Genomic DNA, 23,637 nt, shown 5'->3' on the forward strand with positions numbered 1-23,637 from the left:
GAATCCTGAGCGAGATTGATGGTCCCCTGCCGCGTCCGTAGAATCAGCCGCATGTGGCGCAACATCCGCCTGTTGATTGCGTACGACGGCACGGACTTCCACGGCTGGCAGCAACAACCGGGTATGCGAACGGTGCAGGAATCGATCGAGCAGGCCCTGCGTCGAGTGGTCCATCACCAGGTTGCGGTTCTGGGGGCTGGGCGGACGGATGCGGGGGTCCATGCCGCCGGGCAGGTCGCCAACTTCGAGACGACCAGTACCATGCCCTGCGAGAACCTCAAGAAGGCCATCGGTGGGCGGTTGCCCAAGGACATCTCCATTGGTGCGGCGGACGAGGTTCCGCTTGGGTTTCGGTCCACCAGCGACGCGGTGTCCAAGCTCTACCGCTACCGGATCTACAACGCCGCTCACCGCCCGGTGGATGAGCTCGCCCAGCGTTACACCTACCATTTCTGGCACCCGCTTGAAGTCTCGCGAATGCGGGCGGCGGCCGCGTATCTCGTGGGCACCCACGACTTCGCCGCCTTCGCGACTCAGGGGAGCGAGCGGCAGACCACGGTCCGAACGATCCTCGGCATCGACATCTATCCCCGCTACAACGAATTGCGGATCGATGTCGAGGGCACGGGCTTCCTGTACAACCAAGTCCGGAACATGGTCGGCACGTTGATCGAGGTCGGCCGAGGCCACTGGCCGGTGGAGCGCGTCCCCGGCATTCTGGCCAGCCGGGACCGGTGCCAAGCCGGTCCGACGGCTCCGGCCCGCGGGCTGTGCATGCAGTGGGTGCGCTACGATCTGACTCGCCCGCCGAAGAACCCCCGGCCGGCGGATGCGGCGCTCTCCGACCTGCCCGGCATCTCCGAGGGCGAAGATGGCGACCTCGCGGACCTGGACTCATGAACATCTGCCACATCATCACTCGGCTGATCATCGGTGGCGCCCAGGAGAACACGATCCTGACCTGCGCGGGACTCCACGACCGCGGGCACCGGGTCACGCTGCTCGTCGGGCCCGAGACCGGTCCGGAAGGCTCGCTGCACGACGAGGCTCACCGAGGCGGCTACGACGTGCGGATCGTGCCGAACATGTGCCGCGCGGTCCGACCGCTGACCGATCTTCGGGCGCGCCGCGAGTTAGCGGCCGTGCTTCGGGATCTGCGTCCCGAGGTTGTCCACACCCACAGCAGCAAGGCGGGGATCCTCGGCCGGCTGGCCGCTCGCGACGCCGGGGTGCCGATCATCGTCCACACCATCCACGGCATGAGCTTCAACCGAACGCAGTCATGGCCGGTGCAGATGCTCTATCGGCGGCTGGAAGGCTACTGCGCCCGGTTCACGCAGGCGCTGGTCACCGTAGCCGACGCGATGCGCGATCAGGCGGTGGCGGTCGGGATGGCCCCGCGGGACAAGTTCGTGACCGTCTACTCCGGGATGCGAACCGAGCTGTTCGATCCGGCGGGCGCGGACCGGGCCGCCGTTCGGCGCCGCTGGGGAGTGGCCGACGAGGAGATCGTCATCGGGGCGGTGGCTCGCCTGTTCCGCAACAAGGGCTACGAGGTCCTGATCCCGGCGATGGCCCTCGCGGCCCAGCGGAATTCCAGGCTGCGGTTCGTGTGGGTCGGCGACGGCGCTCAACGCACCGATTATGAGAAGCAATTAGAGTCTCTGGGTATTCTTGGGCGCGTTCATCTCACCGGTCTCCTGGCACCACAACGGGTGCCGGAGATGCTCGCGGGAATGGACCTGCTGGTGCACGCCTCCCAGTGGGAAGGTCTGCCCCGGGCGGCCGTTCAGGCCCTGCTGATGGAATGCCCGGTCATCAGCTTCGACATCGACGGCGCCCCGGAGGTCGTCCTCCCCGGGCGAACCGGAGCACTGGTCCGACTCAACGACGTCCCCGGCCTGGCCGAGGCCATGGTCACGCTCGCCCGCGACGCGAGCGAACGCCGCCGCCTCGGGAAAGCCGGAAGGCAACTGTGCCTCGAACGGTTCGACCAGCGGAAGATGGTGACCGAACTGGAATCGCTGTATCTCAAGCTGCAGAAGGATGCCGGCCCGAACCGAGCCCATCGCTGAGGAGTCCTACCCATCCGCCAACGCATCGACATCACGGCCATCGCCGCCCTTCTGGGGGCGATCATCAGCTGGGGCACGATCCCGGTCATGCTCCGGTATCTGGCCTGCCCGGCGAGGGTTCCGGACGGATTCACCGCGAATCTGGTGCGTTATCCGATTGCGGCCATCGCCTGTCTGCCCTGGCTGGTCTGGGGCATCCGGCGCGGAGAGCTTCGCGGGCTCTGGCTGGCCGCCCTGTTGCCCTCGGTGGTCAACACCGTCGGTCAGACGCTCTTCGCCTGGACCCCGTATTTCGAGAATGCCGGGCAGCTGTCCTTCCTGCTGCGGATCGCGGTGGTGTGGAGCATCCTGATCGCGTTCATGGTGTTTCCCGACGAGCGGCGACTGGCTCGCAACCGGCGGTTCTGGTCGGGCGCGACCCTGGCGATCGCGGGCTTCGCGACGCTGAGCTTCCCACGACTTGCCGCCAGCGGGGGACACACACTCATCGGTCTGACCATCATCTTCACCTGCAGCCTGTTCTGGGCCTTCTACGGGGTCTCGGTCCGCTACGTCATGCACAAGAAGCATCCGCTGGTTCTGTTCAGTCTGATCAGCGCCTACAGTTCAGTCGGCCTGATCGGCATGGCGCCGCTGGGCGATCCGTCAAGCGTACTGGGACTGTCGGCCTATGACTGGTCGATCCTGATCGGCTCGGCGCTACTGGGAATCTCGCTGGCTCACGGCCTGTACTACGTGGCCGTCCAGCGGATGGGCGTGGCGGTTTGCGAGCTGGGCCTGCTCATTGCCCCGTTCATCTCCCTTGCCGGTTCGCACCTGATCACAGGGGAGACCTTCACCCGCGTTCAGTGGCTTGGCGGCGGCATCCTGCTGATCGGAGCGGCCCTGGCGATGGATTCGCGGCGGAGCCGAAAGGCCAGGCCGCCCGAGCCGGAGGACAAACTGGCCGACACGAGCGGCTTGACGGACTGACCGAAGTGAGGTGTGAAGCCGCGGCCCCCCGCGTGACCACGGGAAATGCCGTGTCGCGCTGTTCAAGACCCACCCGCCGGTCGAGTCCGCCGCCACGGAGGCTTCTACTTCATGTCCCGGACCAGCTTCTCGAACAACTCCGCCGGCAGCTTGCGGGCGGGGTTCACGACCACGACGGCCAGCGTTCGCGGGACCTCGACGGGATGCTGGCGGGCCATGTCCGAACCGAGAGTCGAATCGATCAACGCGCACCCGTCCTCGACGTCCTTCTTGAGTTCCAGCGCTTCGGCCCCGGCCACAGCGATACCCATCCCCGGCGTGGACTGATGATCGCCTCGTCCGCGGGGTGATCGCTGCCGCCGACCGGTGACTGGCGACACCGTGGCGACGGAAGCCAGGAAGGGTCAAGGTCGCAAGCGAAGACCCCGCCACTCGACACAAATCGTTTCATTACAGGAGCTTACACCTGTCTACCAGCTCTCGACCCCCGACGAGCCGCTCTCGGGCCTGGAAACAACTTGCCGCTCCCCCCGGCAGAATGCGGCCAACAGCTTCCGGCGTAGCCTAGAGGGCTGCTCCGCCCGTTGCCTTTCCTCGAAAGGCACGCGTTGTCACCCGGGCAAGACCGCAGTATGATATAATACTAGGAATCTCTTCCGAGTTCAGGAACGGGCACAGGTTCGCACATACTGAGGCCGAAAGGACGGTCCAAGAATGAGACCCCAGCACAATCGCCGGAGCCGAGAGGCGTCCAGGTCCCGGGCGGCCGGGTTCACGCTCATCGAAGTCCTGGTCGTGGTGGCCATCATTGCCCTGTTGATCTCCGTGCTCCTGCCATCGCTGACCAAGGCTCGCGAGCAGGCTCGGGTAGCCAAATGCCTCGCGAATCTGAAGAGTCTTGGCACTGCGACCGGCGCCTACTTGAACGCCGAGAAGGACCGGTTCTGCTGGACCCCGGTGGTCTACCGCGGGTCCGCTGAGCCGCAACCCATCTCCAACTACTTCGGCGGCAAACGCGGCATCGGGGTGCCCGAGGACCGCGGAGGCGTGCTGGACAATGCTTACTGCCCCGGCGGCTACTACGATTTTCTCCCCCAGGATCGACCGCTCAACAAGTACGTCGCCTCCGCGAAGGTCAGCACCAGGACCGAGATGGAGGTCTTCGAGTGCCCCGCGGACGAGGTCAGCGAATACCGCGGCGTGGGCAGCCGCGGCAACTTTGCCATTCCTCGGACTCGCACTTCGGCCTACGACGTGACCGGCACAAGTTACCAGAGCAACGTCAACTACAACGTGTATATGGTCAAGGCCGAGGGTTTCAGTTCGGACAACGCCGCCCGCCGCGCTCGCCAGGCGCTGCTCAGAGACCGCATCGTCCAGGTTTTCTACAAGAAAGGTCCGTCCCGGGCGGTGATGATCCACGAGGATCCGTCCGACTGTGCCACCGGCGGCGTGTGGTACGACTACCCCTACACGGCCAAGATCCGCGGCTGGCATGGGCGCTTCGACCGGCACAGCTACTCGTTCCTTGACGGCCACGCCGCCAACATGCTCGTTGAAGGCAAGGTCAACCTGGATCACACGTATGACGCCAACAAGAACTTCATCAACTGCTCCCCGGGCCAGGCCGGATGCAGCAACGGCAACAGTGAGGTCGTTTTCCGCCAGGACTACATGCAGCAATAAAGCGAGGGCCATTTCGATCCATGTCTGAAGACAACAGCAAGACCGCGCTGGCCCTGAAGATCGGTGTCATTGTGATTGCCGTGGGCGCGGCCCTGTTCCTTGCATTCCGCAGTGGAGACGAGGCGGAGCAACCTGATGCCGCCGAGGATGCGATGCCCTATATTTGCCTGGACGACAACCACGTGTTCACCTTGACTCCGAAGGTCTTTCAGGAGATGAGTCGACAAGGAGAGGTAAAGACCGACGGGCAACGCCTGGACGAGGGCAGGACGTTCGTGCGCTGCCCGACCACCAAACAGTTTACCGCTGTTCCCGCGATCAAGTGCCCGAAGGACGGTACCTTCTTCCCCGGACGACGCAAGGACGGTGTTCCCGGCAAGTGCCCCAAGTGCGGGTACGCCTTCTACCACACTCACCCGTGAGCCGCAGGGCTCGCGGCCTGCCGTTCAGCACTCTCACCCGGCGATGCGAGTGAGGACGATGGTGTCGTTCTGGCCACCGAAACCGAAGCTGTTGCTGAGGGCGGCGTCGACGGTGGCCTTGCGGGCCTTGTTGGGGACGTAGTCCAGCGGGCAGTTGGGATCGGGGTTGGCGTAGTTGGTCGTCGGCGGCAGAACGCCGTCGCGGATCGCCAGCACGCAGGTGATCAATTCGACGGCTCCGGCCGCGGCGATCAGGTGACCCATCATGCTCTTGATCGAGCTGACCGGCACCTTGGTCGCGAACTCCTTGAACACGCCCTGAATAGCCAGGCTCTCGATCTTGTCGTTCTCCTCCGTGCCCGTGCCATGGGCGGAGATGTAATCGATCGTCTCGGGCTTGACACCGGCGTCCTCGAGGGCCAGCCGCATCGCGGCGATGCCACCCCGGCCGTCCTCGTGAATATCCGTGACCCGGAAGGCGTCGGCGGTCGAGCCGAAGCCGGCAATCTCGGCCAGGATGCGGGCGCCCCGGCGTCGGGCATGCTCGTACTCCTCGAGGATGACGATGCCCGCGCCCTCGCCGAGGACGAAGCCGTCGCGGGTCCGGTCGAATGGCCGGCTGGCGGTCAGGCAGGAATCGTTGCGTGTGGAGAGCGCGGTCAGGCGATTGAAACCGGTGACGCCGAAGGGGTGGATCATGCTGTGCGTGCCGCCGGAAATGATCACATCGACATCACCGCGGCGAATGAGATTGGTCGCCTCGCCCATGGCCTGAGTGCTGGCGGCGCAGGCGGTCAGGGTATTGAACGTCGGCCCCTGGGCGTTGAACTGGCAGGCGATGTGTCCGGCGGCCATGTTCGGGTCCTGCTCGAACTCGCGGGTTGCGTCGAGGCGCTGGGCGGCCACTTCCGCCCATCTGACCGAGTTGAGATCGCCCCGGCCTCCATTGGCCGTGGGGTCCCAGCCTTGAACAGCGGTTGCCGCGAAGTTGTCGAAGTCGATCGGGCCCTCACCGCCGCCCAGGTAGATGCCCACGCGGGTGGGGTCGAGATTCATGCACTTCTCCAGTCCGGCGTCGCCCCAGGCGATCTTGGCCGCCGCAAGGGCGAACTGGGAGTTGCGGCTGGCCATACGGTGTCGCTTGGCGTCTGGACCGAGATACTTGGCGAGATCGAACTCCTTGACCTCGGCGGAGAACATGGTCGGGAAAGTGCTTGCATCGAACAACGTGGTTGGAGCCACGCCGCTGTCTCCATTGAGGAGCCGCTGCCAGACCGCCTCGATATCGTCGCCGAGCGGTGTGATCCAGCCCATGCCGGTGATGACTACGCGTCGTCGTTCCACGGGTCAATCCTCCATCCGCTTGAGGACCAGGGCGGCGTTCTGCCCGCCACCCAAGGCATAGGCGACACTGACCGCCGTCCCGGTTTTGGCCTCGATCGGCTTGCCGATCACCAGATTGAGTCCGCAGGCCGGATCGACCTTCTTCGTGCTGCAGGCCGGCGGAATCACCTGATGCCGGACACACAGGGCGGCGACGGCCAAGTCGATCGCCCCGCTGCCGGCTCCGTTGTTGCCTATGGCACCCTTGATCGCGAGAGCAGGTATCGAACCGGCCTTGGCGCCCAATGCGGTGCGGATACCCCGAGCTTCGGACAGATCGTGGGCGACCGTGCCCGGACCGGAGGTCCCGATCAGGCCGACATCATCCGCGGTGACCTTGGCGTCCTCCAGGGCCTTGCGAATCGCCAGCGCGATGCCCTTGCCCTCGGGCTCCGGCACCAGCCAGCTATGGGTGTTGGTGCTGGCTCCGAAGCCAACCAGCTCGCAGTAGATCTTGGCCCCGCGTTTGCGGGCGTGGTCAAGTTCCTCGACGATGAGCAAGCCGCCGCCCTCGCTGATGACCGATCCGTCGCGATCGGCATCAAACGGCCGGCAGGCGGACGCGGGATCATCGTTGTGGGTCAGGGAAAGCCGCTTGAGCAGCGACTGACGCATGAGGCCCATCGGATTCAGCTTGCTTTCCGCTCCGCCGCAGATGCAGATGTCGGCCGAGCCGCGGGCCACCGTCCGGAAAGCCTCGCCAATGGCCAGATGGCTGGCGGCCTCGGCGCAAGTGATCGTGTTGGACGGGGCTTGGGCGTCGTGCACAATGGTGACATGGCAGCTCAGCATGTTGGGCAGGAACTTGAGCAGCCACAGGGGGGTGAGATTCTTCATTCCATCGACGCCCCACTTGCGGAGACTGAATTGCCCGCGTTCGTCAACCGCGGTGTAGAGAGCCCCGGCCAGTTCGGTCAGATCGGCACAGATCAGGCCTGCGCCGATGTTGGCCCCGAACCGCGTGGGATCGAGATTGGACGGCCCGGTTGCTTCACCGCGCTCAATCAGGCACTTGGTCTTGAGCCCGGCGTCCTTGGCGGCCTCGTAGGCGGCCACCACGGCGATCTCGATGTCCCGAGCCATGATCTTCGCGCTCTTGCGGTAGGCCTTGGGGACAGCACCGGCCACGTTGAGGCCCTCGATCTCGCCGCCGACCTGAGAGTCAAAGCGCGACGGATCGAAGGCGCGGATGCGCCGGATGCCGCACTGGCCCTCGAGCAGAGCCTTCCAGGCGGTTTCGGCCCCGATACCCACCGGGGTCACGAGCCCCAGACCGGTGATGACGACACGACGCGAACTCATCTCTGTTCCCTCGACTGGGCGCCCGATCCCGCTGAAGGGCGATAGGTCGCCAGAAGGCTCATGAAACCCTCGTGAAACACGAAGTTCTCCTCGGGGAAATCCAGCCCGCTCATGTTCTGGTCAATGTGGGAGAACATGATATCGACATGGCCGAAGGGCTCGCCATTGCAGAAAACCTTGCCCGTGGTCATGGCCGCCTCGGCGGTAAGACTATCGAGGGTCGCTTCGTAACGAAGTTGGTCGCCGGGCCGGGCCACCCCGTCGAAACGAGCCTGCTTGATCTTGGCGAGGATGACCTTCTCGCTGAAGTGGCGGGCCTCGCCGACCAGGATGCCGGCCGTCTGGGCCATTCCCTCGATGATCAGACTGGCGGGCATGACCGGGTAGCCGGGAAAATGATCGTGCAGATGGTCCTCGGCCAGAGTCAGGTTCTTGACCGCCACGGCCCGTTTGCCAGACTCGAATTCCAGGAACTTGTCGAACCAGAACCAGCGCATCGCTTGTCTGCCACCAGGGGCCATCAAAAGTAACGGCCGGCATTGTGCCGGCCGTCAGCCGATCCGTCCGCCGGCTTGCCTCAGTTCACCGGTTCTCAGCGGGTCACAACTCGCTGGTCCGGCGCCGGCAACATCCTCGCTCACGCGGCCAGTTTTGCCTCGATGTAGTTGACCAGGGTCTTGACCGTGAAGAGGTCGGGCATCTTGTTGACGTCGGGGTCGGACTCGAAGGCGGAGAAGTCCGCATGAGGCATAGCCTTCTTGATTTGGGCCAGGCCATTGGCGGTGAACTTGCCGTTCGAGACGTAATCCGGGTTGTTCAGCACATCGTCGGGGAAGAGCTCTCCGCGAGGAATCTTGATGCTGAAGCTCTTCTCCAGGCGGAACACGATGTCGAGGAAGTCGATGCTCTCCGCCCCGAGATCTCCAGTGAGGGTGGCTTCCTCGGTGACCTCATCGGGCTCAACGGCCAAGGCGTCCACGAGGGTCTCCCTGACACTTTCGAAGATCTCCTGCCGGCTCATCGCCATCTCTTGCTACCTCCAATTATCGGTCGCGTCTTAACAGAGTCATGTATTGTCGCGCATCCGCGATCAACCGGCGGTCCAGCGGAGCAAGGCTGGCATCCTTGTCGGCCAGATTGAAGTGGCGAAGGGACCAATGAGCCTTCACCATTTCTGTCTCGCCGCACCGCCCAAATCCCACAAATCGGCTCACGTCGGCCCCGATGGCCTTGGCTTCCACCGTGACTTCCAGTACCTGGCCCGGCGAGACGAAACTCTTGTACGTGACATTCTTCGCCTCGGACAAGAGCAGCATGCTCTGGGCGTACCCGGTCGTCTCCCGCACCAGCCAGGCGGACGCCTGAACCAGGGCCTCAATCATAAGGACACCCGGCATGACCGGAAAGCGGGGAAAATGATCCGCCAGATACTCCTCGGCCAGCGACAGGGCCTTGACGGCGACGATCCGCTCGCCAGGCACCAGTTCCGCGATTCGATCGATCAAGGCAAACTTCATGTGCCGGTCGCTGGCGGCTGCTCGCCGCACGAGTCCTTTCCTATAGGGGTCAAGAGTTTAGACGGTGCCCGCCCGGCATGCAAGTCCTCCGGGCGCTCGAATGCAAGTTTTGAACAACGTTGAGGTTACACCGTTCTGAAACCTGCGGGAGGTGTCCGATCCCACGCCCGCCGGGTAGAATGGCCGCAATAGGACGCCTCAATTCACCGTTTGGCCGGTAACGATCGGAGACACTCAATGCGATATTGCCATCCCACCCCTTGGATCGCCGGGCCTGTCCTCCTGCTGGGAGCCGCTCCCGTGTTCGCGGCCCCGGAGACAGAGAGGAACCCCCGTCGCCCCAACATCATCGTCATCGTGGCCGACGACCTGGGTTACGCCGACATCGGCGTCTATGGCTGCAAGGACGTGCCTACACCTCAGATCGACTCGATCGCTCGAAACGGCGTGCGGTTCAGCAACGGCTACGTCTCCTGCCCGGTATGCAGCCCCACGCGAGCAGGGCTGGTCACCGGCCGCTACCAACAGCGGTTCGGGCATGAGTTCAACCCCGGCCAGCTGGGCCAGGCGGCCGCACGGGCTCGGGCGACACAGCCGAACACGCCGGCGGTGACCTTCGGCCTGCCGCTCGACGAGGTCACCCTGGCGGACCGGCTCAAATCGGCCGGCTACGCCACGGGAATGGTCGGAAAATGGCACCTGGGCGACAAGCCCCCCTACCGTCCGTTGAAGCGCGGTTTTGAGGAGTACTACGGCTTCTTGGGCGGAGCTCATCCCTACGTGGATCTCAAGGCCAGCGATCGGGCTCCCATCTTCCGCGGCAACGAGCCGCTCGACGAGAGTGAGTACCTGACCGATGCCTTTGCCCGCGAAGCCGTAGCCTACATCGATCGCCACAAGAAGCAGCCGTTCTTCCTGTATCTCACCTTCAATGCGGTCCACACGCCGCAGCAGGTTCCAGACAAGTACCTGGCCCGCTTTGGAGAGATCCAGGACCCCAAACGGCGGAATATGGCCGCCATGCTCAGTGCGATGGATGACGGCATTGGTCGGGTGCTGGGCAAGATTCGGAGCGAGTCGCTGGAAAACGACACACTGATCTTCTTCATCAGCGACAACGGAGGGCCGACCAAGGGCAATGGGTCTTTGAATACGCCTTTCACCGGCTTCAAGGGAGGACTGAACGAGGGCGGCATCCGGGTGCCGTTCCTGGTCCAGTGGAAAGGGCAGATCCCCCCAGGCAGGGTCTACGATCGTGCGGTCATCTCGCTGGATATCCACCCGACAGCCCTGGCGGCCGCCTCGCCCGAAAAGCCCCTGGACATTCCGGCCGACAAGGCCCTGGATGGTGTGAATCTGCTGCCGTTCCTGCGGGCAGAGAAGTCGGGCTCTCCGCATGAGGTTCTCTTCTGGCGATTCGGCCGGCAGGCGGCAGTCCGCAAGGACGATGTGAAACTGCTTCGGATCCAGGGGCAGACCACCCTGTACGATCTATCCAAAGATCCGGCCGAGGAACACGATCTGTCCGGCGAGAAGCCCGAATTGATCAAGGAACTGACGGCGGCCCTGGCCAAGTGGGAGAGCGAACTCAAGAAGCCCTTGTGGCCTCAGACGCGTGCTCGGGCCGCTGCGGCCAGGGATGGGGCGGGAAACCGTCAGCGACAGGGGCGCCGGGCCACGCCGACGCCGTGACGCCTCCGCAAGGGTCGCGCGCGGTCCGTTCCCTCAACCCCCGGGTCGGCTCGCGGGCTTGGGCAGCGTAGGCGGGTCCTTCACCCTCACGAGGCACGCCTCACGGAATGGCTCAGGCATGGCCGGATCGTCAATCAACCACAGCGTACCGTCGGCTTCGCGGGCGATCCCTTCGATGCTGATGTAGGGCATGACCCGCGGTCCGGGGAAGTGGGCCAATCGCTCGCGAAGGTTGAGGCCGGGCACGACCGGTTCGCCGCTCTTGCGTGCCTTGGCGTCGTAGAGATCCAGCCAAGGAGTGACCGAACCGCTGGCCGTATCCACCACGTAAATCCACCCGCCGTTGCGATCGACGGCCAGAAGTTGCTGGTCATCGATCGCGCTCAGGGCGTTCAGCGTCTGCGATTTGCCGGTCCGGCGCTTCTCGAGGTTGGTGGTCGCGGCGGCGGACCAAGCGTCGTCCAGGAGAACCCGGGCGCCCTGAAGCGTGCAGCGCATCAACCGCGGCTTGAGCCAGAAGTGGAGCTTGTCGGTCGGGCTGTGCGGCGCCGTACCCTCCTCACAAAGGTACAAGACACTCGGGCGACCTAACCAGGCGATTCCCTCGAGCCCGTCGTTGGAGTCGGTCCCGCACTCGTTCTCGCGTTCGAGATAAGAGAAGCAGTCGCGGAGCACCGCCCGCCCACGCCCCGAACCCGTGTCGAGGTCGAACTCCAGGACCATGGAATGAGGAGTCTCGATAACCGCGAAGAGCCGATCCGGCCCATCAGGCGTCCGCCGCCCGATGGTGATGCCCTCGAAATCCAGCATCGCATTCTCTTCGCGTGAGGCGTTTTCGATCTGGCGTCGCAGTGTGGCCAGGACCGGTTCCGAGATGGCGGCGTGTTCCCGGTTGAACGCATCCCATCCCTGTGCAGGTGCCGCGGCCCGGAAAGCCTCGGTGGCGATGATGGCTTCGCCCTGCCGGACATCGCTGAGCCGCTGGTGATCGACGAAGATGATATGGCTGGCGGACTCGTCACCATTCCGGTCGGGCACCGCCCAGAGCCCCTCTCGGTCGCCGAGCCGGCCGTAATGCAGGCCCGAACCCTGCCGCACCTCGGTCTTGCCGTCGGGCATTCGGAATCGGAAGAACTCGATCTTCATCGGCTCTGCAGCCGCCAGACCGGCGGCGAGGAGTTGAAACAGGCTCAGCCCGCAGACAAGAACCAGCCCCTTCGTGAGCGATGACGGCCTCGAGTTGGAGGCTACAAATCGGTCGAGTCTCGACCTCTGCACGATGGCGTCTCCTTGCCGAACGACCGGCTTCCCGCGAGGTCCGGAGGATCTGGACCCGCAAGATCAACGAGCGACGAAAGGAAACCGGAACGATCGCCCGTCACTTGCCGGCAGCCTACCTGGAGCTCACCGTAGCTGGCAAGCGGGGCTCGCTCCAGGGCGGCGGGCGAGACCCGCGCGATCTGTCCGTCGGCGGGATCGAACCGGCGGCTAACCAGGCTCGACCAGCGTCAGGCGCACCGCCGGACTCTGAGCGAAGCTGACCTGTAGGCTCTCGCCGAGACTGGCGATCAAGACGTCGAAACGCACCGGAAGAGCCCTCCATGCACTGCGTGTGCGGGTCTGCTCGCTCTCCCCTGGCTTGCCAGAAGCTCGGAGCGATGCAGGCAGTGTTCAGCGGCAGGTGTCAGCGATGGGTCGTTCTTGATCAACCGTCTGCCGTCCGCGATCAGCAACTGGCGAGTCCTTTCCTCCGTCTGTCGAGGAGAAACATCGGGAGCCTGCGGGTCAGCATTCGGCATTCGGGCTCTGCTCCATTTCTCGCTCGGCACTTTCAACTCAGCCCTGTGTCATTGCCTGACCGGCGCCTGATCGAAGTCGAACTTGTAGCTCCACTCGTCAAAATAGAGATTCCGGCCGTCGATCTCGACCTCGCCGCGCTGGAAGTCGAGGGGCTCGCTGCGGAGGTCCTTCTTGGCCGGCTGAAGCGGGCAGCCGTAGTCGAGATTGACGATCAGCCGGAAAGCGTCCTGGTGCCCGCAGTAGAACTCGCGGACCTTGGGATTGTCGGAGTCCTTGAAGCCGTACGACGTGTCCGCCGGCAGCCAGCCCCATGGGGCAACGTAGAATTCGGCCCAGTCGTGCATGTTGTATCCGCCGGGGGCCGTTTCCCAGCCGGACTGCCAGCGGGCGGGCACGTCGGCCAGACGACACATGGTGATAAACAACAGGGCGTGCGTCCCGCAATCGCCCCGTCCGGCGAGGAACAGTTTCTCCGACGCGTTGGGCAGGACACTGTACTCCTGCTCGGCACACCATCTGTGGTTGGCGCAGATCCACCGAAAGATCGCCCGGGCCTTAGCCAGCGGGTTGTTCAGCGGGCCGACGATCTCGGCCACCTTGGCCCGGATCTGCGGAGTGAACACGATGTGCGTCGGGCGGTCCACCAGGTACTCGGCCGGAAAGCTGTGGCCCTGGTGGCGAGCCTTGGACTCGTCCAGGTTGGGGTAGAAGGCGCAGGACACGAACTCGAAATCGACCTCGAAGACCAGCGGCTGGGCCGCATCCTCGATCTTGCGTTCGAAGTAGACGGTGCGTTGCGGGGCACCGCCGATCGGCCAGGTATCCACCGCGGTCGGGGCCAGGGTGTGTTCGGCCGGGGATGTGCGGAGCAGCCTGACCTCCTTCTGCTGACGGTATTCCTGCGGAAACGGCAACCAGCAGCGGACGACGGAACCCGCCTTGGCGCCCGGCCGGTCCGGCTTGACCGTCAGCTTGTACCGAACGGTGATCTTGTAGGGGACGACCTGGTCCTTGCCGGTGGGCTCGGCGGCGGCGATGACCTCCTCGATGTGCTTGATCAGTCCTTCCTCCTTAGCGGACGTCGCTGGCAGGGCCCGAGGATCGCGACCTTCGCGCTTGGCCAGCCGGGTCTTGGCGTCATCGCAAAACAGCCAGATGTTGGACGGTTCGCGGCCGAAGTACCAGAGCTTGTCATCGAGCACGCGGGCCTGGGCCTGGCCGATCTGCCGCCAGTACTCAAGATCGGCGGTCGTCAGGTCGGGCAGCTTCTGCTGGAGCTTTTTCAGAAGCTCGGCCGGCTCCTGATCGTATTCGATGCGGATGCGCCGCAGGATTTCGCGGCCCTCGGCGCGGGCTTGGGCATCCTCCGCGGTGCCGGGGGCTGACGATTCCGTGAGTACCGTGTCCGCCTCGCTCAGCTTGCCCTTGAGGGCCAGGTCGCGGGCTTCGCGCACGGCCGGATCGTTGGAGGTCCAGAAAAGCGAGGCCCCGGTGGGAGCCGCTTCGACCACCCCAAAACCCGTCGTCGTCGCCGTCGTCGCCATGGCCATGATCGTCCACCAGAAAAGCCGCATGTCCCTATCTCCTGTTTCGCCGAAGTAAGCCATCGAGCATTGTAGCGAAAGGTGAACCCGGCGCCACGCCGGTAGCTCTATGCCGAGGAGTCTGCAGACTCAACGACGCGCCGGAACACGCCCATCAGATTCTCGCCCAGGATCCTGCGGATGTCTGACTTGACGTACCCCCGATCGAGCAGGGCCTGGGTGATGAACGGGTAGCAGGCCACATCGTCCACCTGCTCAGGCGTGGTGCCGACGCCGTCGAAGTCGGACCCCAGGCCGACGTGATCGATGCCGGCCACCTTGACGACATGATCGATGTGGTCGACCAGGTTGTGGATCGTGCCGCGCGGGACAGGGTGTGCCGTCCAGTAGGCATCGTGAGCCCGGGCATAGTCATCCGGATCGGGATTCTGGGCTCGCAGTTCACGATCGACCTCGAACATGCCGGCGGTCGCTTCGGCGGCCGGAGGATAGAGCAGGCCGGAGTAGAAGTTGACCATTACCAGCCCCCCGCAGACCGCGATGCGCCGGATGACCTCGTCGGGAATGTTGCGCGGATGCGCGGCGAGCGCCAGCGCCCCGGAGTGCGAGTTGATGATCGGCGCGCGGCTGACGTCGAGTACATCGTGCATGGCCTTGATCGACGTGTGGGCCACGTCCACGATCATTCCCACGCGGTTCATCTCCGCCACCACCTCGCGGCCGAAGGACGTCAGCCCGTTGTGCTTCGGCGCGTCGGTAGCGGCGTCGCACCAGTCGGTCGAGTCGGAGTGGGTGAGCGTCATGTAGCGGGCACCCAACGCATGGAATGTCCGCAGCACGGCCAGCGAGCTCTCGATCGCGTGGCCGCCCTCGATACCGATCAGCGAGGCGATCCGCCCGCTCCGATGGATGTGCTCGATATCTTCGGGAGAGCGGGCCAGGGCGAATGTCTCCGGCCAGCGAGCGATCATGCGATGAACGATATCGATCTGCTCGAGTGCAATCCGAACGCAGCCGCCTTCGCGCATCGCCGAGCAGGGCACGAACGCAGCCCAGAACTGGGCGCCCAATCCCCCCCGCCGGAGGCGGACGATGTCGGTGTGCCGCTCCGTTTGCGGCTCGGCCAGGTTCATGCGATCGAGCGAGCCGCCACCGAGCTTGTAGATCTGCCAAACCAGATCGTTGTGCCCGTCGATGACCAGGCACCGGCGATGAAACGCCGCACCGTCCTCGGTCATGACCACGGGATTGGATGAACGCTGCGTCGGATCGGCTCCGGGCATATCGAGAGTTCTCCTTGCCGGAGATTCTACCCGAATGACAATGCCTGTCAGCATCCTCTGCTGCGGCCGAACACGCTGGTCCGCAGACCTGTTTCTCGCGTGTCGAGAGCTGTCTTGCGTTTCGACGCCGCCTCCGGTCTCACTTCTCGCTCCGCCAATCCGCATTATAATGCCTGAAGACACCGCCTGACCGGCGCTTTAGAGGAGTGTGAGATGGCAGCAAGCGAACCGCAGATCGGCAAACCGGTGGACATCGAGCGTATCAAGGCCGCGGTGCGCGAAATCCTGGCCGCCGTCGGCGAGGATCCGGATCGCGAAGGCCTCAAGGAGACGCCCCGCCGGGTCGCCAAAATGTACGAAGAGGTCTTTTCGGGTCTCACCGTCAATCCGGGCGACCTGCTGGTCACCGCCTTCGAGGAGGAGTACGACGAGCTGGTCGTGCTCCGCGACATCCCCTTCCACTCAATGTGCGAACACCACCTGCTGCCGTTCGAGGGCGTAGCCCACGTCGGCTACCTGCCCGATGGGCGAATCGCGGGGATTTCCAAGCTGGCCCGGGTGGTGGACGCCTTTGCCCGCCGGCCGCAGGTCCAGGAGCGGCTCACCAACCAGGTGGCCGACATCCTCATGCAGCGGCTCATGGCCAAGGGCGTCGCGGTGATCATGGAGGCCACTCACTCATGCATGACCTGCCGGGGCGTCCGCAAGCCGGGCAGCATCATGGTCACCTCGGCCATGCGCGGGCGGTGTAAATCCGATGCTCGAACCCGGGGCGAAGTGCTCATGCTCCTCGGCGGACAAACGCGGCGGTAGGCCGTCGGAAACGCGTTCTTCTCGGACCCGCCAAACGGCTCGAAAGCCAGGCCTGGTCGCCAGTCAGCACCACGGCAGCGTTGCCACAAACACTTTAAGCGATGCCGGACCACCGGACGAGCGGCCCTGCCACCGGGCGGCCACTGCCGATTGCACCAGAGCACCCTCGCCCACCGCCGAGCCAAGCGGATTTGACACATCGACCGCTGTGACTTACCCTTCTCCCTCTTACCGGCTGACCGTCGTGAGCCTGTCTCGCGAGGTGGCCGAACGACGCTTGAATGGGGTGGCCGGGCCGCCCTGCCCGGTAGCGCTAATGCAGTCATTCCCCGCATCCGAGCAGACACGGCAATAGTGAACCGTTTCGTCTTACTCGATACACGGGAGTCATAGGAGAATCCGAATGATGGCCAAAGCGGCACGCAAGGCACCCGCCAAGGGAGCCGGCAAATCGACCAAGAGCGTCTTCTTCTTCGGCAATGGCAAGGCCGAGGGCATGTCCACCGCCCCGACCGACAAGGAACGTCGCCTGATCCTGGGCGGCAAAGGCGCGGGACTGACCGACATGACCGCCGCCGGCCTGCCGGTACCTCCCGGCTTCACCATCTCGATCTCCAACTGCGAAGACTACTACAAGGCGGGGCGCAAGCTGACCGAGAGCCTCAAGAGGCAGGTTCGCGAGAACATGGCCAAGGTCGAGAAGGTCATGGGCAAGAAGTTCGGCGATGTGAAGGACCCCTTGCTCTTCTCGGTTCGCTCCGGTGCCGCCCGTTCGATGCCCGGCATGATGGAGACCATCCTGAACCTGGGCCTCAACGACAAGTCGGTCGAGGGTCTCGCCAAGAAGACCAATAACCCGCGGTTCGCCTATGACGCCTACCGCCGGTTCATCCAGATGTACTCCACCACGGCCATGGGGCTCTCCAAGGAACCGATGGAAGAGATGCTTCACGCCATGAAGCACAGGCTCGGCGTCAAGACCGACCCCGAGATCCCCGCCGAGGGCCTGAAGGAGCTGTGTGAGCAGTTCAAGAGGTTCTACTCCGACAACATGAAAGGTCAGGCCTTCCCGCAGGATCCCTACGAGCAGCTCTGGGGCGCCATCGGGGCAGTATTCAACAGCTGGGAGGCCGACAAGGCTGTCACTTACCGCCGCGTCGAGAAGATCAGCGACCTGAAGGGTACCGCGGTCAACGTCCAGACGATGGTCTTCGGCAACATGGGCGAGAGCTCGGGGACGGGCGTGTGCTTCACCCGCGACCCGAACACCGGCGAAAACGTGTTCTACGGCGACTGCCTGATCAACGCCCAGGGTGAGGACGTGGTGGCCGGTATCCGCACGCCGATGAAGCTGGCCGAACTCGGCAAGCGTCTGCCCAAGGCCTACAAACAGCTCTGCAAGGTTCGCGTGCAGCTCGAAAAACACTACAAGGACATGCAGGACCTGGAGTTCACCGTCCAGGAAGAGAAGCTGTTCATGCTCCAGTGCCGCACGGGCAAACGCACCCCGGCTGCCGTGTTCCGCATGGCCGTGGATATGGTCAAGGAGAGGCTCCTGACCAAGGAGGAGGCCGTCGCCCGCATCAACCCCGAGGACATCGAGCGGCTGTTCTACCCGCAGCTTGACGCGACGGCCGCCAAGAGTGCGACGAAGCTGGCCAGCGGCATCAACGCCGTCCCCGGTGCGGCCAGTGGCAAGGTCGTGTTCAACGCCGCCGAGGCCGAGGAGATGGCCGCCAAGGGCGAGAAGGTCCTGCTGGTCCGCAAAGAGACGAGCCCCGAGGACGTCGGCGGCATGCACGCCGCCCAGGGCATTCTGACCGCGACCGGCGGCAAGACCAGTCACGCGGCCGTCGTGGCCCGCGGCTGGGGCAAGTGCTGCGTGGTCGGCTGCGAGGTCCTGAACATCAACTACGACGCCAAGTGCATGACCGTCGGCGGTCAGACCATCAAGCAGGGCGATTTCCTCACCCTGGACGGCAACAGCGGCGACGTCTTCGCGGGCGAGTTGCCGCTCAAGATGCCGGAGCAGCCGCCGACGTTCCACACACTCATGAAGTGGTGCGACGAGCTCCGCACCATCAAGGTCCGCACCAACGCCGACACCCCCTACGACGCCGAGAACGCGATCAAGATGGGCGCCGAGGGCATCGGCCTGTGCCGCACCGAGCACATGTTCTTCGATACCGAGGAACGCCGCCTGGCCATCCAGGAGATGATCGTGGCCGAGTCGCTCGATGCCCGCAAGGCTGCGTTGGCCAAGCTCCTGCCCTTCCAGCAGGCCGACTTCGAAGGCATCTTCACCGCCATGAACGGCAAGCCGGTCACCATCCGGCTGATCGACCCGCCGCTCCATGAGTTCACCCCCAAGGACGACGCCGGCGTCAACAAGCTCAGCCAGATCACCGGCATCAGCCCGGACAAGATCCGGCACCGCTGCGAGCAGCTCCACGAGTCGAACCCGATGCTCGGCCACCGCGGCTGCCGCCTGTGCATCACCTACCCCGAGATCCTGGACATGCAGGTGACGGCCCTCATCAACGCCGCCATCGCCGTCTCGAAGAAGGGCGTCAAGGTCTTCCCGGAAATCATGATCCCGCTGACCATCGACAAGAAAGAACTCCGCATCCAGACCGAGCAGGCTCGCGCCCTGGCCAACGGGCTGATCAAGGCCGCCGGCGCCAAGAATGTCAAGTACATGCTCGGCACGATGATCGAGATCCCGCGGGCGGCCCTGCTGGCCGACCAGATCGCCGAGGTCGCCGAGTTCTTCAGCTTCGGTACCAACGACCTGACCCAGATGACCCTGGGCCTGTCGCGTGACGACGCCGGCCGGTTCCTGCCCGTCTATGTGGCCACCGAGAAGGACGGCGGCAAGGGCATCTTCAAAGCCGACCCATTCCAGAGCCTCGACCAGGAAGGCGTCGGCCTGCTCGTCAAGATGGGTATCGAGAAGGGCCGGAGCACCCGCAAGGACCTCAAGGTCGGTATCTGCGGCGAGCACGGCGGCGAGCTCAACAGCGTGAAGTTCTGCCACAAGGTGGGCATGAACTACGTGAGCTGCTCGCCCTACCGCGTGCCCATCGCTCGGCTGGCCGCCGCCCAGGCCGCGGTCGCCGACAAGCTGGCTGCCAAGGGGGCCAAGAAGCCGGCGAAAAAGACTGCAAAGAAGAAGTAGTCCCTCTCGGCTTCGCTGAGTATCGAACCAGGCACCGGGGCGGCCAGACGGTCGCCCCGGTGTTTTTCATCTGACCGACGCACCATTGGACTTGGAATCCCGAGGGAGGTAGATTGAGGCCGTGGTTCGAGACTCCAGGCGTCTTGGCGCCGCAAACGGTCTTGGATTCGCTCCTTGAGCCTCGCGTGCCGCCACCGACGGGGCCCCTTCCGGAACAGGGAAATGATGACCCATCGAGAGCGAGTCCACGTCGCACTCAACCACGAGCAAGCCGATCGCTGCCCCATGCAGATCAGTTTCACGCCCGAATTCGCCAGACGACTTCGCCAAGAAATGGGTCTCGACGGCCAAGGCGACCACAACCCCCACGGAGGCGGAAACACCTACCAGCTCGAACGCGCCCTCGACGAGGACCTGCTCCTCACCAGCGTCGGCTGGGCCAACTCCTACTACCAGGCCGACCACGATTATGTCGACGAATGGGGTGTCGGCTGGAAAACCTGCGAGTACGATACGCCATTCGGCCAGGGCTTCTACACGGAAATCCACGACCACCCCCTCGCAGACGACGATGCGATCAGCCGGTACCGTCCTCCGAACCCCAATCGTCCGGAACTCTACCGTGACAGCGAAAGACTCGTTCGAGAGTACGGACGCGAGTACTTCATCGTGGGCGCGACGGTGACCACCATCTTCGAAACCGCGTGGGCGCTGCGCGGACTGGAACAGATGATGGTCGATCTCGTCGAGAACCCGGAGCTTGCCGAGACCATCCTTGAAATCCCCTTTCGATATCATCTAGCCACGGCGAAGAGACTGGTGCAACTCGGCGTAGACATGATCTGGACCGGTGACGACGTCGGCGGACAGTCGGCCATGTTACTCTCGCCCGCAATGTGGCGGCGGTTCTTCAAGCCGCGCATGGCGGAGTTCTTCGCCGAGCTCAAGCGCATCAATCCGAATGTCAAGATCGCCTATCATTCCGACGGCATGATTCAGCCGATTATCCCGGATCTGATCGAAATCGGCCTGGACGTGCTGAATCCGATCCAGCCGGCTTGTATGGATCCAGCGTGGCTGAAGCGCGAGTATGGGGACAGACTCTGCTTCTGGGGGTCGATCGACGAGCAACACACGCTTCCGTTTGGCACGCCGGCGGACGTGCGAAAGGAAGTCCTCGCCCGTCTCGAAACAGTGGGCGAGAGCGGCGGCCTCATTATCGGCCCGACACATCACGTCCAACTCGACACGCCCATGGACAACTTCTGGGCAATGGTCAACACGATTCGGCAGTGAGACAAGGCGACTGATCCGGTTCTCGGCCTCAATGCACCGACTCAACGGTTCTTCACGGAACCGCCTGTTCCCGAAGCACTCGAACGCGGCCGTTGAGCCCATGCCGCCGGTGATGCACGCCTTCCGCTCATGCAGATTCGTCCACAAGCCCTCGGCGGCGGCCAGGTAGTCCGCGCGGCCCTTTTCCAGGCCCGCGGCGACCAGCCCGGTGTAGCCGAGGCAGGCGCGAACGGCATGCCCCTCTGCCGTCCGCTGCCGCCGCAGAGGGAGGTGGCGATGGCAGGTCAGGACCGCCCCCCGCGACTGACGGACGGGGTCTTGCCTGCCCGACGTCAGTCCGCGCAGTTCGCGACGCCCGGCATGCCTTCGCCCGACAGGCAGTTGAGGAACTTGCGGAGATCGGTGTTGTCCACGTCATTGTCTTCGTCGAGATCAGCAGCCACGCAGCCGTCGGTAGGCCCAACGCCGGAACCACTCAGGCAAAGCTGAAAGACGCCGAAATCGGCCATATCGACGTCGTCGTCCTGGTCATAATCCGCCGGAAGGAACAGATCGAGGTTGACGGTCACCGTCTGTTGGCCGTTGCTCGAACCGACCGCCTGGACGACGATCTGGCCGGAGTAGTGGCCGGGCTCCACGCCTTCAATGTAGCTGATGGTGATGGGCTTCCTGTCCGTCGGTCCAAGACTGGTTCCCGACGCGGCCGACACGTCGAGCCACGACTGAGTCTCAACCACGGTGAACGGCATCTCGCCGGCGTAATCGTTCCACACCTCGAAAGTGTCGGCCGTCACGGTCTGGCCGGTGCGGCCGGTTCGGCTGACGGTGGTAGGACTGATCGCGAGGAAAGGTGTGTGTGTGACGAAGTCCAGGTCACACCGCGCAACGTCACCCGTCTTGACCAGGGCACCCTTGCGGATGGTGACCGACGTTCCCGGCTTGGTCGCGGTGACGGTGTAGGGCGTTCCCGCGGCCACCGCCGGCAGCAGCGTGGCCACGTAGTAACCGTTGCCGTCGGTGTGGACGGTTGAGGAGGATCCGACGGTGACCGAAGCGTTGTCGAACGGAAGACCGGTGTCGCCGTTCATCACCCGCCCCCAGAGCGTCCCCTCCGTGGCGGTGGCGGAATTGCGCCAGGTCATCGTGGGCGTGGTGGCGGCGTCGGCGTAGATCCCTCCCGCCGTGTGGGTGTACCAGGACCAGTCGTTTTTCCACCCGGCGTTGCAGGCCGCCTCGGTGGCCTTGGTCGCGTAGTAGGAGTAGTTCACCGCACCATTCGCACCGGCGTCATAGGCGTACTGCATCTGGCTGACGCTGTTGTCGAAGGTGTTCATGTAAGTTGCCTGCCCGATCGCGGCGTGGCGATTGTACCGCCACCAACTGGTTGCAGCGTTCACCCAGCTGCGATACATGGTGGGCTCCGTCCCACAGTGCTCCTCCTTGTAGTTCATCGGGAGGACCATATCCAGCCAGCCGCTGCGCATCCACAATTCCCAGTTCTGGAACTTGGTGTAGGCGGCGGTGGCCGAGAAACTGGAGGGACTGCCCGGCGCCGAACCGGTGGCAAACACCGAGGCCGAGAAGCGCACCGGCTGACGAGGATTCGTGCTGATGCTCGGGATCTCCGCCCGGCAGCGGCGGATCAGCTCGTCGATCTCCCGCCGGCGGAAGTCGTTCCACTGGGCATCGGTCGTTGAGGGCGTGCCGCTGAAGGGCGTGATCCGCTGGAACCGCTTCAGGCCGGAGTTCTCGTAGGTGGTGCTGGCAGGATAACCGGCGTCACTGACCGTGTAGCGGACGTAATCGAAGCTGATGCCGTCAATGGGGTATCTGGCGGTCAACTCGCGGACGATGCTGATCAGATACTCCTGAACATCCGGGGAGCCGGGATCAAGCATGTAGAACGCACCGGATCCACCGTCGCTGGTCGTGGTCGGCCCGGCCCCAATGCTGGCTCGGGGTACGGCCATCCACTCGGGATGGGCCGCGAGAATCGAGTTCCCGGCCGGTGGCCAGGACGTGCAGGCTCGGAAGGGGAGCAGCCAGCAGTGAACCTCGATCGCCTTGCTGTGAGCCCGGGTGCACAGGTAAGCCAGCGGATCGATGCCGCCGGAGATGTCGGTCGCCTTCGGGACAATGCTCGAGTTCCAGTAGGCGCCGTGGGCGGATCCGCGATCGTGATACGGGAGCACCTGCACGACCACGGCGTTGTAGTGGCCAGCGACGAGACGGTTGACGAGATTGTCGATCTGGGTCGTGCTCTTCGCCCCCTCGTGGAAAGCATCCGCCCACACGGCGCGGAACTGCTCGACCCCAAGAACCGCCGAGGACCAGAGACCGATAACCGAGAACACTGCGGTCGCCACGGCAGACCGCTTGAATCCCACGCTCCGAACCGGCATAACACCCTTTCCGTTCGGCACTTGGCTCCAATTCCAGGCTGGCCCACCAGGGCATCGGCCAAACCGGTGGGCCGCTTGACCATCCGTAAGAACGTAACCGCTGTCGACTCCGCTAATTACATATTACCTTTCATTGTCCCTGCGGGCAAGCGTTTCGATCGACTCCTGCTGCAGCTCGAGCCGTCGGCAGCCCCTTGGCCGACACACGGCATTCCGACCACGCGTACGAGGAACACGGCCTGGACAGGGCTTTTGCCGCCAAGAAACAACCA

The 23,637-nt window shown here is 64.2% G+C and carries 19 protein-coding genes and 1 pseudogene; 9 read left to right on the top strand and 11 right to left on the bottom strand.

The genetic code is table 11. The features are described 5' to 3' along the window. Window positions 1-51: 51 nt before the first annotated feature. The 3 genes from truA (at window position 52) to KA354_11760 (ending at window position 3,047) form a co-directional block, all read left to right on the top strand. Complete coding sequence (gene truA, locus KA354_11750) at window positions 52-900, top strand: tRNA pseudouridine(38-40) synthase TruA (protein MBP7935312.1); 849 nt, start codon at window positions 52-54, stop codon at window positions 898-900. Further along, entirely contained in the window at window positions 897-2,075 is a 1,179-nt protein-coding gene (locus tag KA354_11755; protein ID MBP7935313.1) for a glycosyltransferase family 4 protein, read from the top strand. Before truA ends, KA354_11755 begins: the two co-directional genes overlap by 4 nt. Window positions 2,076-2,162: 87 nt before the next feature. After that, window positions 2,163-3,047, top strand: a complete 885-nt coding sequence (locus KA354_11760) for a DMT family transporter (GenBank protein ID MBP7935314.1) — start codon at window positions 2,163-2,165, stop codon at window positions 3,045-3,047. Between the two features lie 104 nt (window positions 3,048-3,151). On the opposite strand, the gene KA354_11765 is transcribed toward KA354_11760, so the two are convergent. Continuing rightward, the gene (locus KA354_11765) at window positions 3,152-3,358 is read right to left on the bottom strand and encodes a hypothetical protein (GenBank protein MBP7935315.1); all 207 of its coding nucleotides are present in this window, start codon (window positions 3,356-3,358) and stop codon (window positions 3,152-3,154) included. Window positions 3,359-3,761: 403 nt separating this feature from the next. Here KA354_11765 and KA354_11770 point away from each other — a divergent pair, with 403 nt between their 5' ends. Both KA354_11770 and KA354_11775 read left to right on the top strand, forming a co-directional pair. After that, window positions 3,762-4,733, top strand: a complete 972-nt coding sequence (locus KA354_11770; protein ID MBP7935316.1) for a prepilin-type N-terminal cleavage/methylation domain-containing protein — start codon at window positions 3,762-3,764, stop codon at window positions 4,731-4,733. A 20-nt stretch (window positions 4,734-4,753) separates the two neighbouring features. Then, window positions 4,754-5,155, top strand: coding sequence for a hypothetical protein (locus tag KA354_11775; GenBank protein ID MBP7935317.1), 402 nt, complete (start codon window positions 4,754-4,756; stop codon window positions 5,153-5,155). Window positions 5,156-5,188: 33 nt separating this feature from the next. Here the strand turns inward: KA354_11775 and KA354_11780 are convergent, their stop codons facing one another. From KA354_11780 to KA354_11800, 5 genes are all read right to left on the bottom strand, one after another. Further along, entirely contained in the window at window positions 5,189-6,469 is a 1,281-nt protein-coding gene (locus KA354_11780; protein ID MBP7935318.1) for a beta-ketoacyl-[acyl-carrier-protein] synthase family protein, read from the bottom strand. Between the two features lie 33 nt (window positions 6,470-6,502). Next, on the bottom strand, window positions 6,503-7,840 hold the full coding sequence (locus tag KA354_11785) for a beta-ketoacyl-[acyl-carrier-protein] synthase family protein (protein MBP7935319.1): 1,338 nt from the start codon (window positions 7,838-7,840) through the stop codon (window positions 6,503-6,505). Continuing rightward, a complete protein-coding gene (locus tag KA354_11790) occupies window positions 7,837-8,337 on the bottom strand; it encodes a beta-hydroxyacyl-ACP dehydratase (protein ID MBP7935320.1) in 501 nt (166 codons plus the stop codon). The genes KA354_11785 and KA354_11790 overlap by 4 nt, the downstream gene beginning before the upstream one ends. 140 nt (window positions 8,338-8,477) lie before the next feature. Further along, window positions 8,478-8,867 (bottom strand): acyl carrier protein, encoded by a 390-nt coding sequence (locus tag KA354_11795; protein ID MBP7935321.1) that lies wholly within the window; start codon window positions 8,865-8,867, stop codon window positions 8,478-8,480. 16 nt (window positions 8,868-8,883) lie between these two features. Continuing rightward, window positions 8,884-9,357 carry a beta-hydroxyacyl-ACP dehydratase gene (locus KA354_11800; protein ID MBP7935322.1) on the bottom strand — a complete coding sequence of 158 codons (474 nt, stop codon included), beginning with the start codon at window positions 9,355-9,357 and terminating at the stop codon, window positions 8,884-8,886. Between the two features lie 237 nt (window positions 9,358-9,594). Between KA354_11800 and KA354_11805 the strand changes: the two genes are divergently transcribed. After that, window positions 9,595-11,049, top strand: a complete 1,455-nt coding sequence (locus tag KA354_11805; protein MBP7935323.1) for a sulfatase — start codon at window positions 9,595-9,597, stop codon at window positions 11,047-11,049. 33 nt (window positions 11,050-11,082) lie between these two features. On the opposite strand, the gene KA354_11810 is transcribed toward KA354_11805, so the two are convergent. From KA354_11810 to KA354_11820, 3 genes are all read right to left on the bottom strand, one after another. After that, the gene (locus tag KA354_11810; protein MBP7935324.1) at window positions 11,083-12,327 is read right to left on the bottom strand and encodes an esterase-like activity of phytase family protein; all 1,245 of its coding nucleotides are present in this window, start codon (window positions 12,325-12,327) and stop codon (window positions 11,083-11,085) included. A gap of 569 nt (window positions 12,328-12,896) precedes the next feature. Then, window positions 12,897-14,423, bottom strand: a complete 1,527-nt coding sequence (locus KA354_11815; GenBank protein ID MBP7935325.1) for a transglutaminase family protein — start codon at window positions 14,421-14,423, stop codon at window positions 12,897-12,899. 77 nt (window positions 14,424-14,500) lie between these two features. Then, the gene (locus KA354_11820; GenBank protein ID MBP7935326.1) at window positions 14,501-15,676 is read right to left on the bottom strand and encodes a dipeptidase; all 1,176 of its coding nucleotides are present in this window, start codon (window positions 15,674-15,676) and stop codon (window positions 14,501-14,503) included. A 213-nt stretch (window positions 15,677-15,889) separates the two neighbouring features. On the opposite strand from KA354_11820, the gene folE reads away from it, so the two are divergent. The 3 genes from folE to KA354_11835 all read left to right on the top strand — a co-directional run bounded on the left by folE (window position 15,890) and on the right by KA354_11835 (window position 20,963). Continuing rightward, on the top strand, window positions 15,890-16,489 hold the full coding sequence (gene folE / locus KA354_11825; GenBank protein ID MBP7935327.1) for a GTP cyclohydrolase I FolE: 600 nt from the start codon (window positions 15,890-15,892) through the stop codon (window positions 16,487-16,489). A 406-nt stretch (window positions 16,490-16,895) separates the two neighbouring features. Next, window positions 16,896-19,667, top strand: coding sequence for a pyruvate, phosphate dikinase (locus KA354_11830; protein MBP7935328.1), 2,772 nt, complete (start codon window positions 16,896-16,898; stop codon window positions 19,665-19,667). Window positions 19,668-19,889: 222 nt separating this feature from the next. Continuing rightward, entirely contained in the window at window positions 19,890-20,963 is a 1,074-nt protein-coding gene (locus KA354_11835) for a hypothetical protein (GenBank protein MBP7935329.1), read from the top strand. Window positions 20,964-21,020: 57 nt separating this feature from the next. Here KA354_11835 and KA354_11840 read toward each other — a convergent pair. Both KA354_11840 and KA354_11845 read right to left on the bottom strand, forming a co-directional pair. Beyond that, window positions 21,021-21,344 (bottom strand): annotated as a pseudogene (locus tag KA354_11840) (glycoside hydrolase family 127 protein). Next, a complete protein-coding gene (locus KA354_11845; protein ID MBP7935330.1) occupies window positions 21,296-23,365 on the bottom strand; it encodes a family 10 glycosylhydrolase in 2,070 nt (689 codons plus the stop codon). The pseudogene KA354_11840 and the gene KA354_11845 overlap by 49 nt, the downstream one beginning before the upstream one ends. Between the last annotated feature and the right edge of the window lie 272 nt (window positions 23,366-23,637).

The organism is Phycisphaerae bacterium (assembly GCA_018003015.1).
GTDB lineage: Bacteria > Planctomycetota > Phycisphaerae > UBA1845 > PWPN01 > JAGNEZ01.

Excerpts from the sequence above, each read along its gene's own strand:
- KA354_11760 (MBP7935314.1), top strand. The coding sequence starts at position 2,163 with ATGCTCCGGTATCTGGCCTGCCCGGCGAGGGTTCCGGACGGATTCACC.
- KA354_11770 (MBP7935316.1), top strand. The coding sequence starts at position 3,762 with ATGAGACCCCAGCACAATCGCCGGAGCCGAGAGGCGTCCAGGTCCCGG.
- folE (MBP7935327.1), top strand. The coding sequence starts at position 15,890 with ATGGCAGCAAGCGAACCGCAGATCGGCAAACCGGTGGACATCGAGCGT.
- KA354_11785 (MBP7935319.1), bottom strand. The coding sequence starts at position 7,840 with ATGAGTTCGCGTCGTGTCGTCATCACCGGTCTGGGGCTCGTGACCCCG.
- KA354_11755 (MBP7935313.1), top strand. The coding sequence starts at position 897 with ATGAACATCTGCCACATCATCACTCGGCTGATCATCGGTGGCGCCCAG.
- KA354_11780 (MBP7935318.1), bottom strand. The coding sequence starts at position 6,469 with ATGGGCTGGATCACACCGCTCGGCGACGATATCGAGGCGGTCTGGCAG.
- KA354_11795 (MBP7935321.1), bottom strand. The coding sequence starts at position 8,867 with ATGGCGATGAGCCGGCAGGAGATCTTCGAAAGTGTCAGGGAGACCCTC.
- KA354_11765 (MBP7935315.1), bottom strand. The coding sequence starts at position 3,358 with ATGGGTATCGCTGTGGCCGGGGCCGAAGCGCTGGAACTCAAGAAGGAC.
- KA354_11790 (MBP7935320.1), bottom strand. The coding sequence starts at position 8,337 with ATGCGCTGGTTCTGGTTCGACAAGTTCCTGGAATTCGAGTCTGGCAAA.
- KA354_11775 (MBP7935317.1), top strand. The coding sequence starts at position 4,754 with ATGTCTGAAGACAACAGCAAGACCGCGCTGGCCCTGAAGATCGGTGTC.
- KA354_11830 (MBP7935328.1), top strand. The coding sequence starts at position 16,896 with ATGGCCAAAGCGGCACGCAAGGCACCCGCCAAGGGAGCCGGCAAATCG.
- KA354_11805 (MBP7935323.1), top strand. The coding sequence starts at position 9,595 with ATGCGATATTGCCATCCCACCCCTTGGATCGCCGGGCCTGTCCTCCTG.
- KA354_11820 (MBP7935326.1), bottom strand. The coding sequence starts at position 15,676 with ATGCCCGGAGCCGATCCGACGCAGCGTTCATCCAATCCCGTGGTCATG.
- KA354_11835 (MBP7935329.1), top strand. The coding sequence starts at position 19,890 with ATGATGACCCATCGAGAGCGAGTCCACGTCGCACTCAACCACGAGCAA.
- KA354_11800 (MBP7935322.1), bottom strand. The coding sequence starts at position 9,357 with ATGAAGTTTGCCTTGATCGATCGAATCGCGGAACTGGTGCCTGGCGAG.
- truA (MBP7935312.1), top strand. The coding sequence starts at position 52 with ATGTGGCGCAACATCCGCCTGTTGATTGCGTACGACGGCACGGACTTC.
- KA354_11845 (MBP7935330.1), bottom strand. The coding sequence starts at position 23,365 with ATGCCGGTTCGGAGCGTGGGATTCAAGCGGTCTGCCGTGGCGACCGCA.
- KA354_11815 (MBP7935325.1), bottom strand. The coding sequence starts at position 14,423 with ATGCGGCTTTTCTGGTGGACGATCATGGCCATGGCGACGACGGCGACG.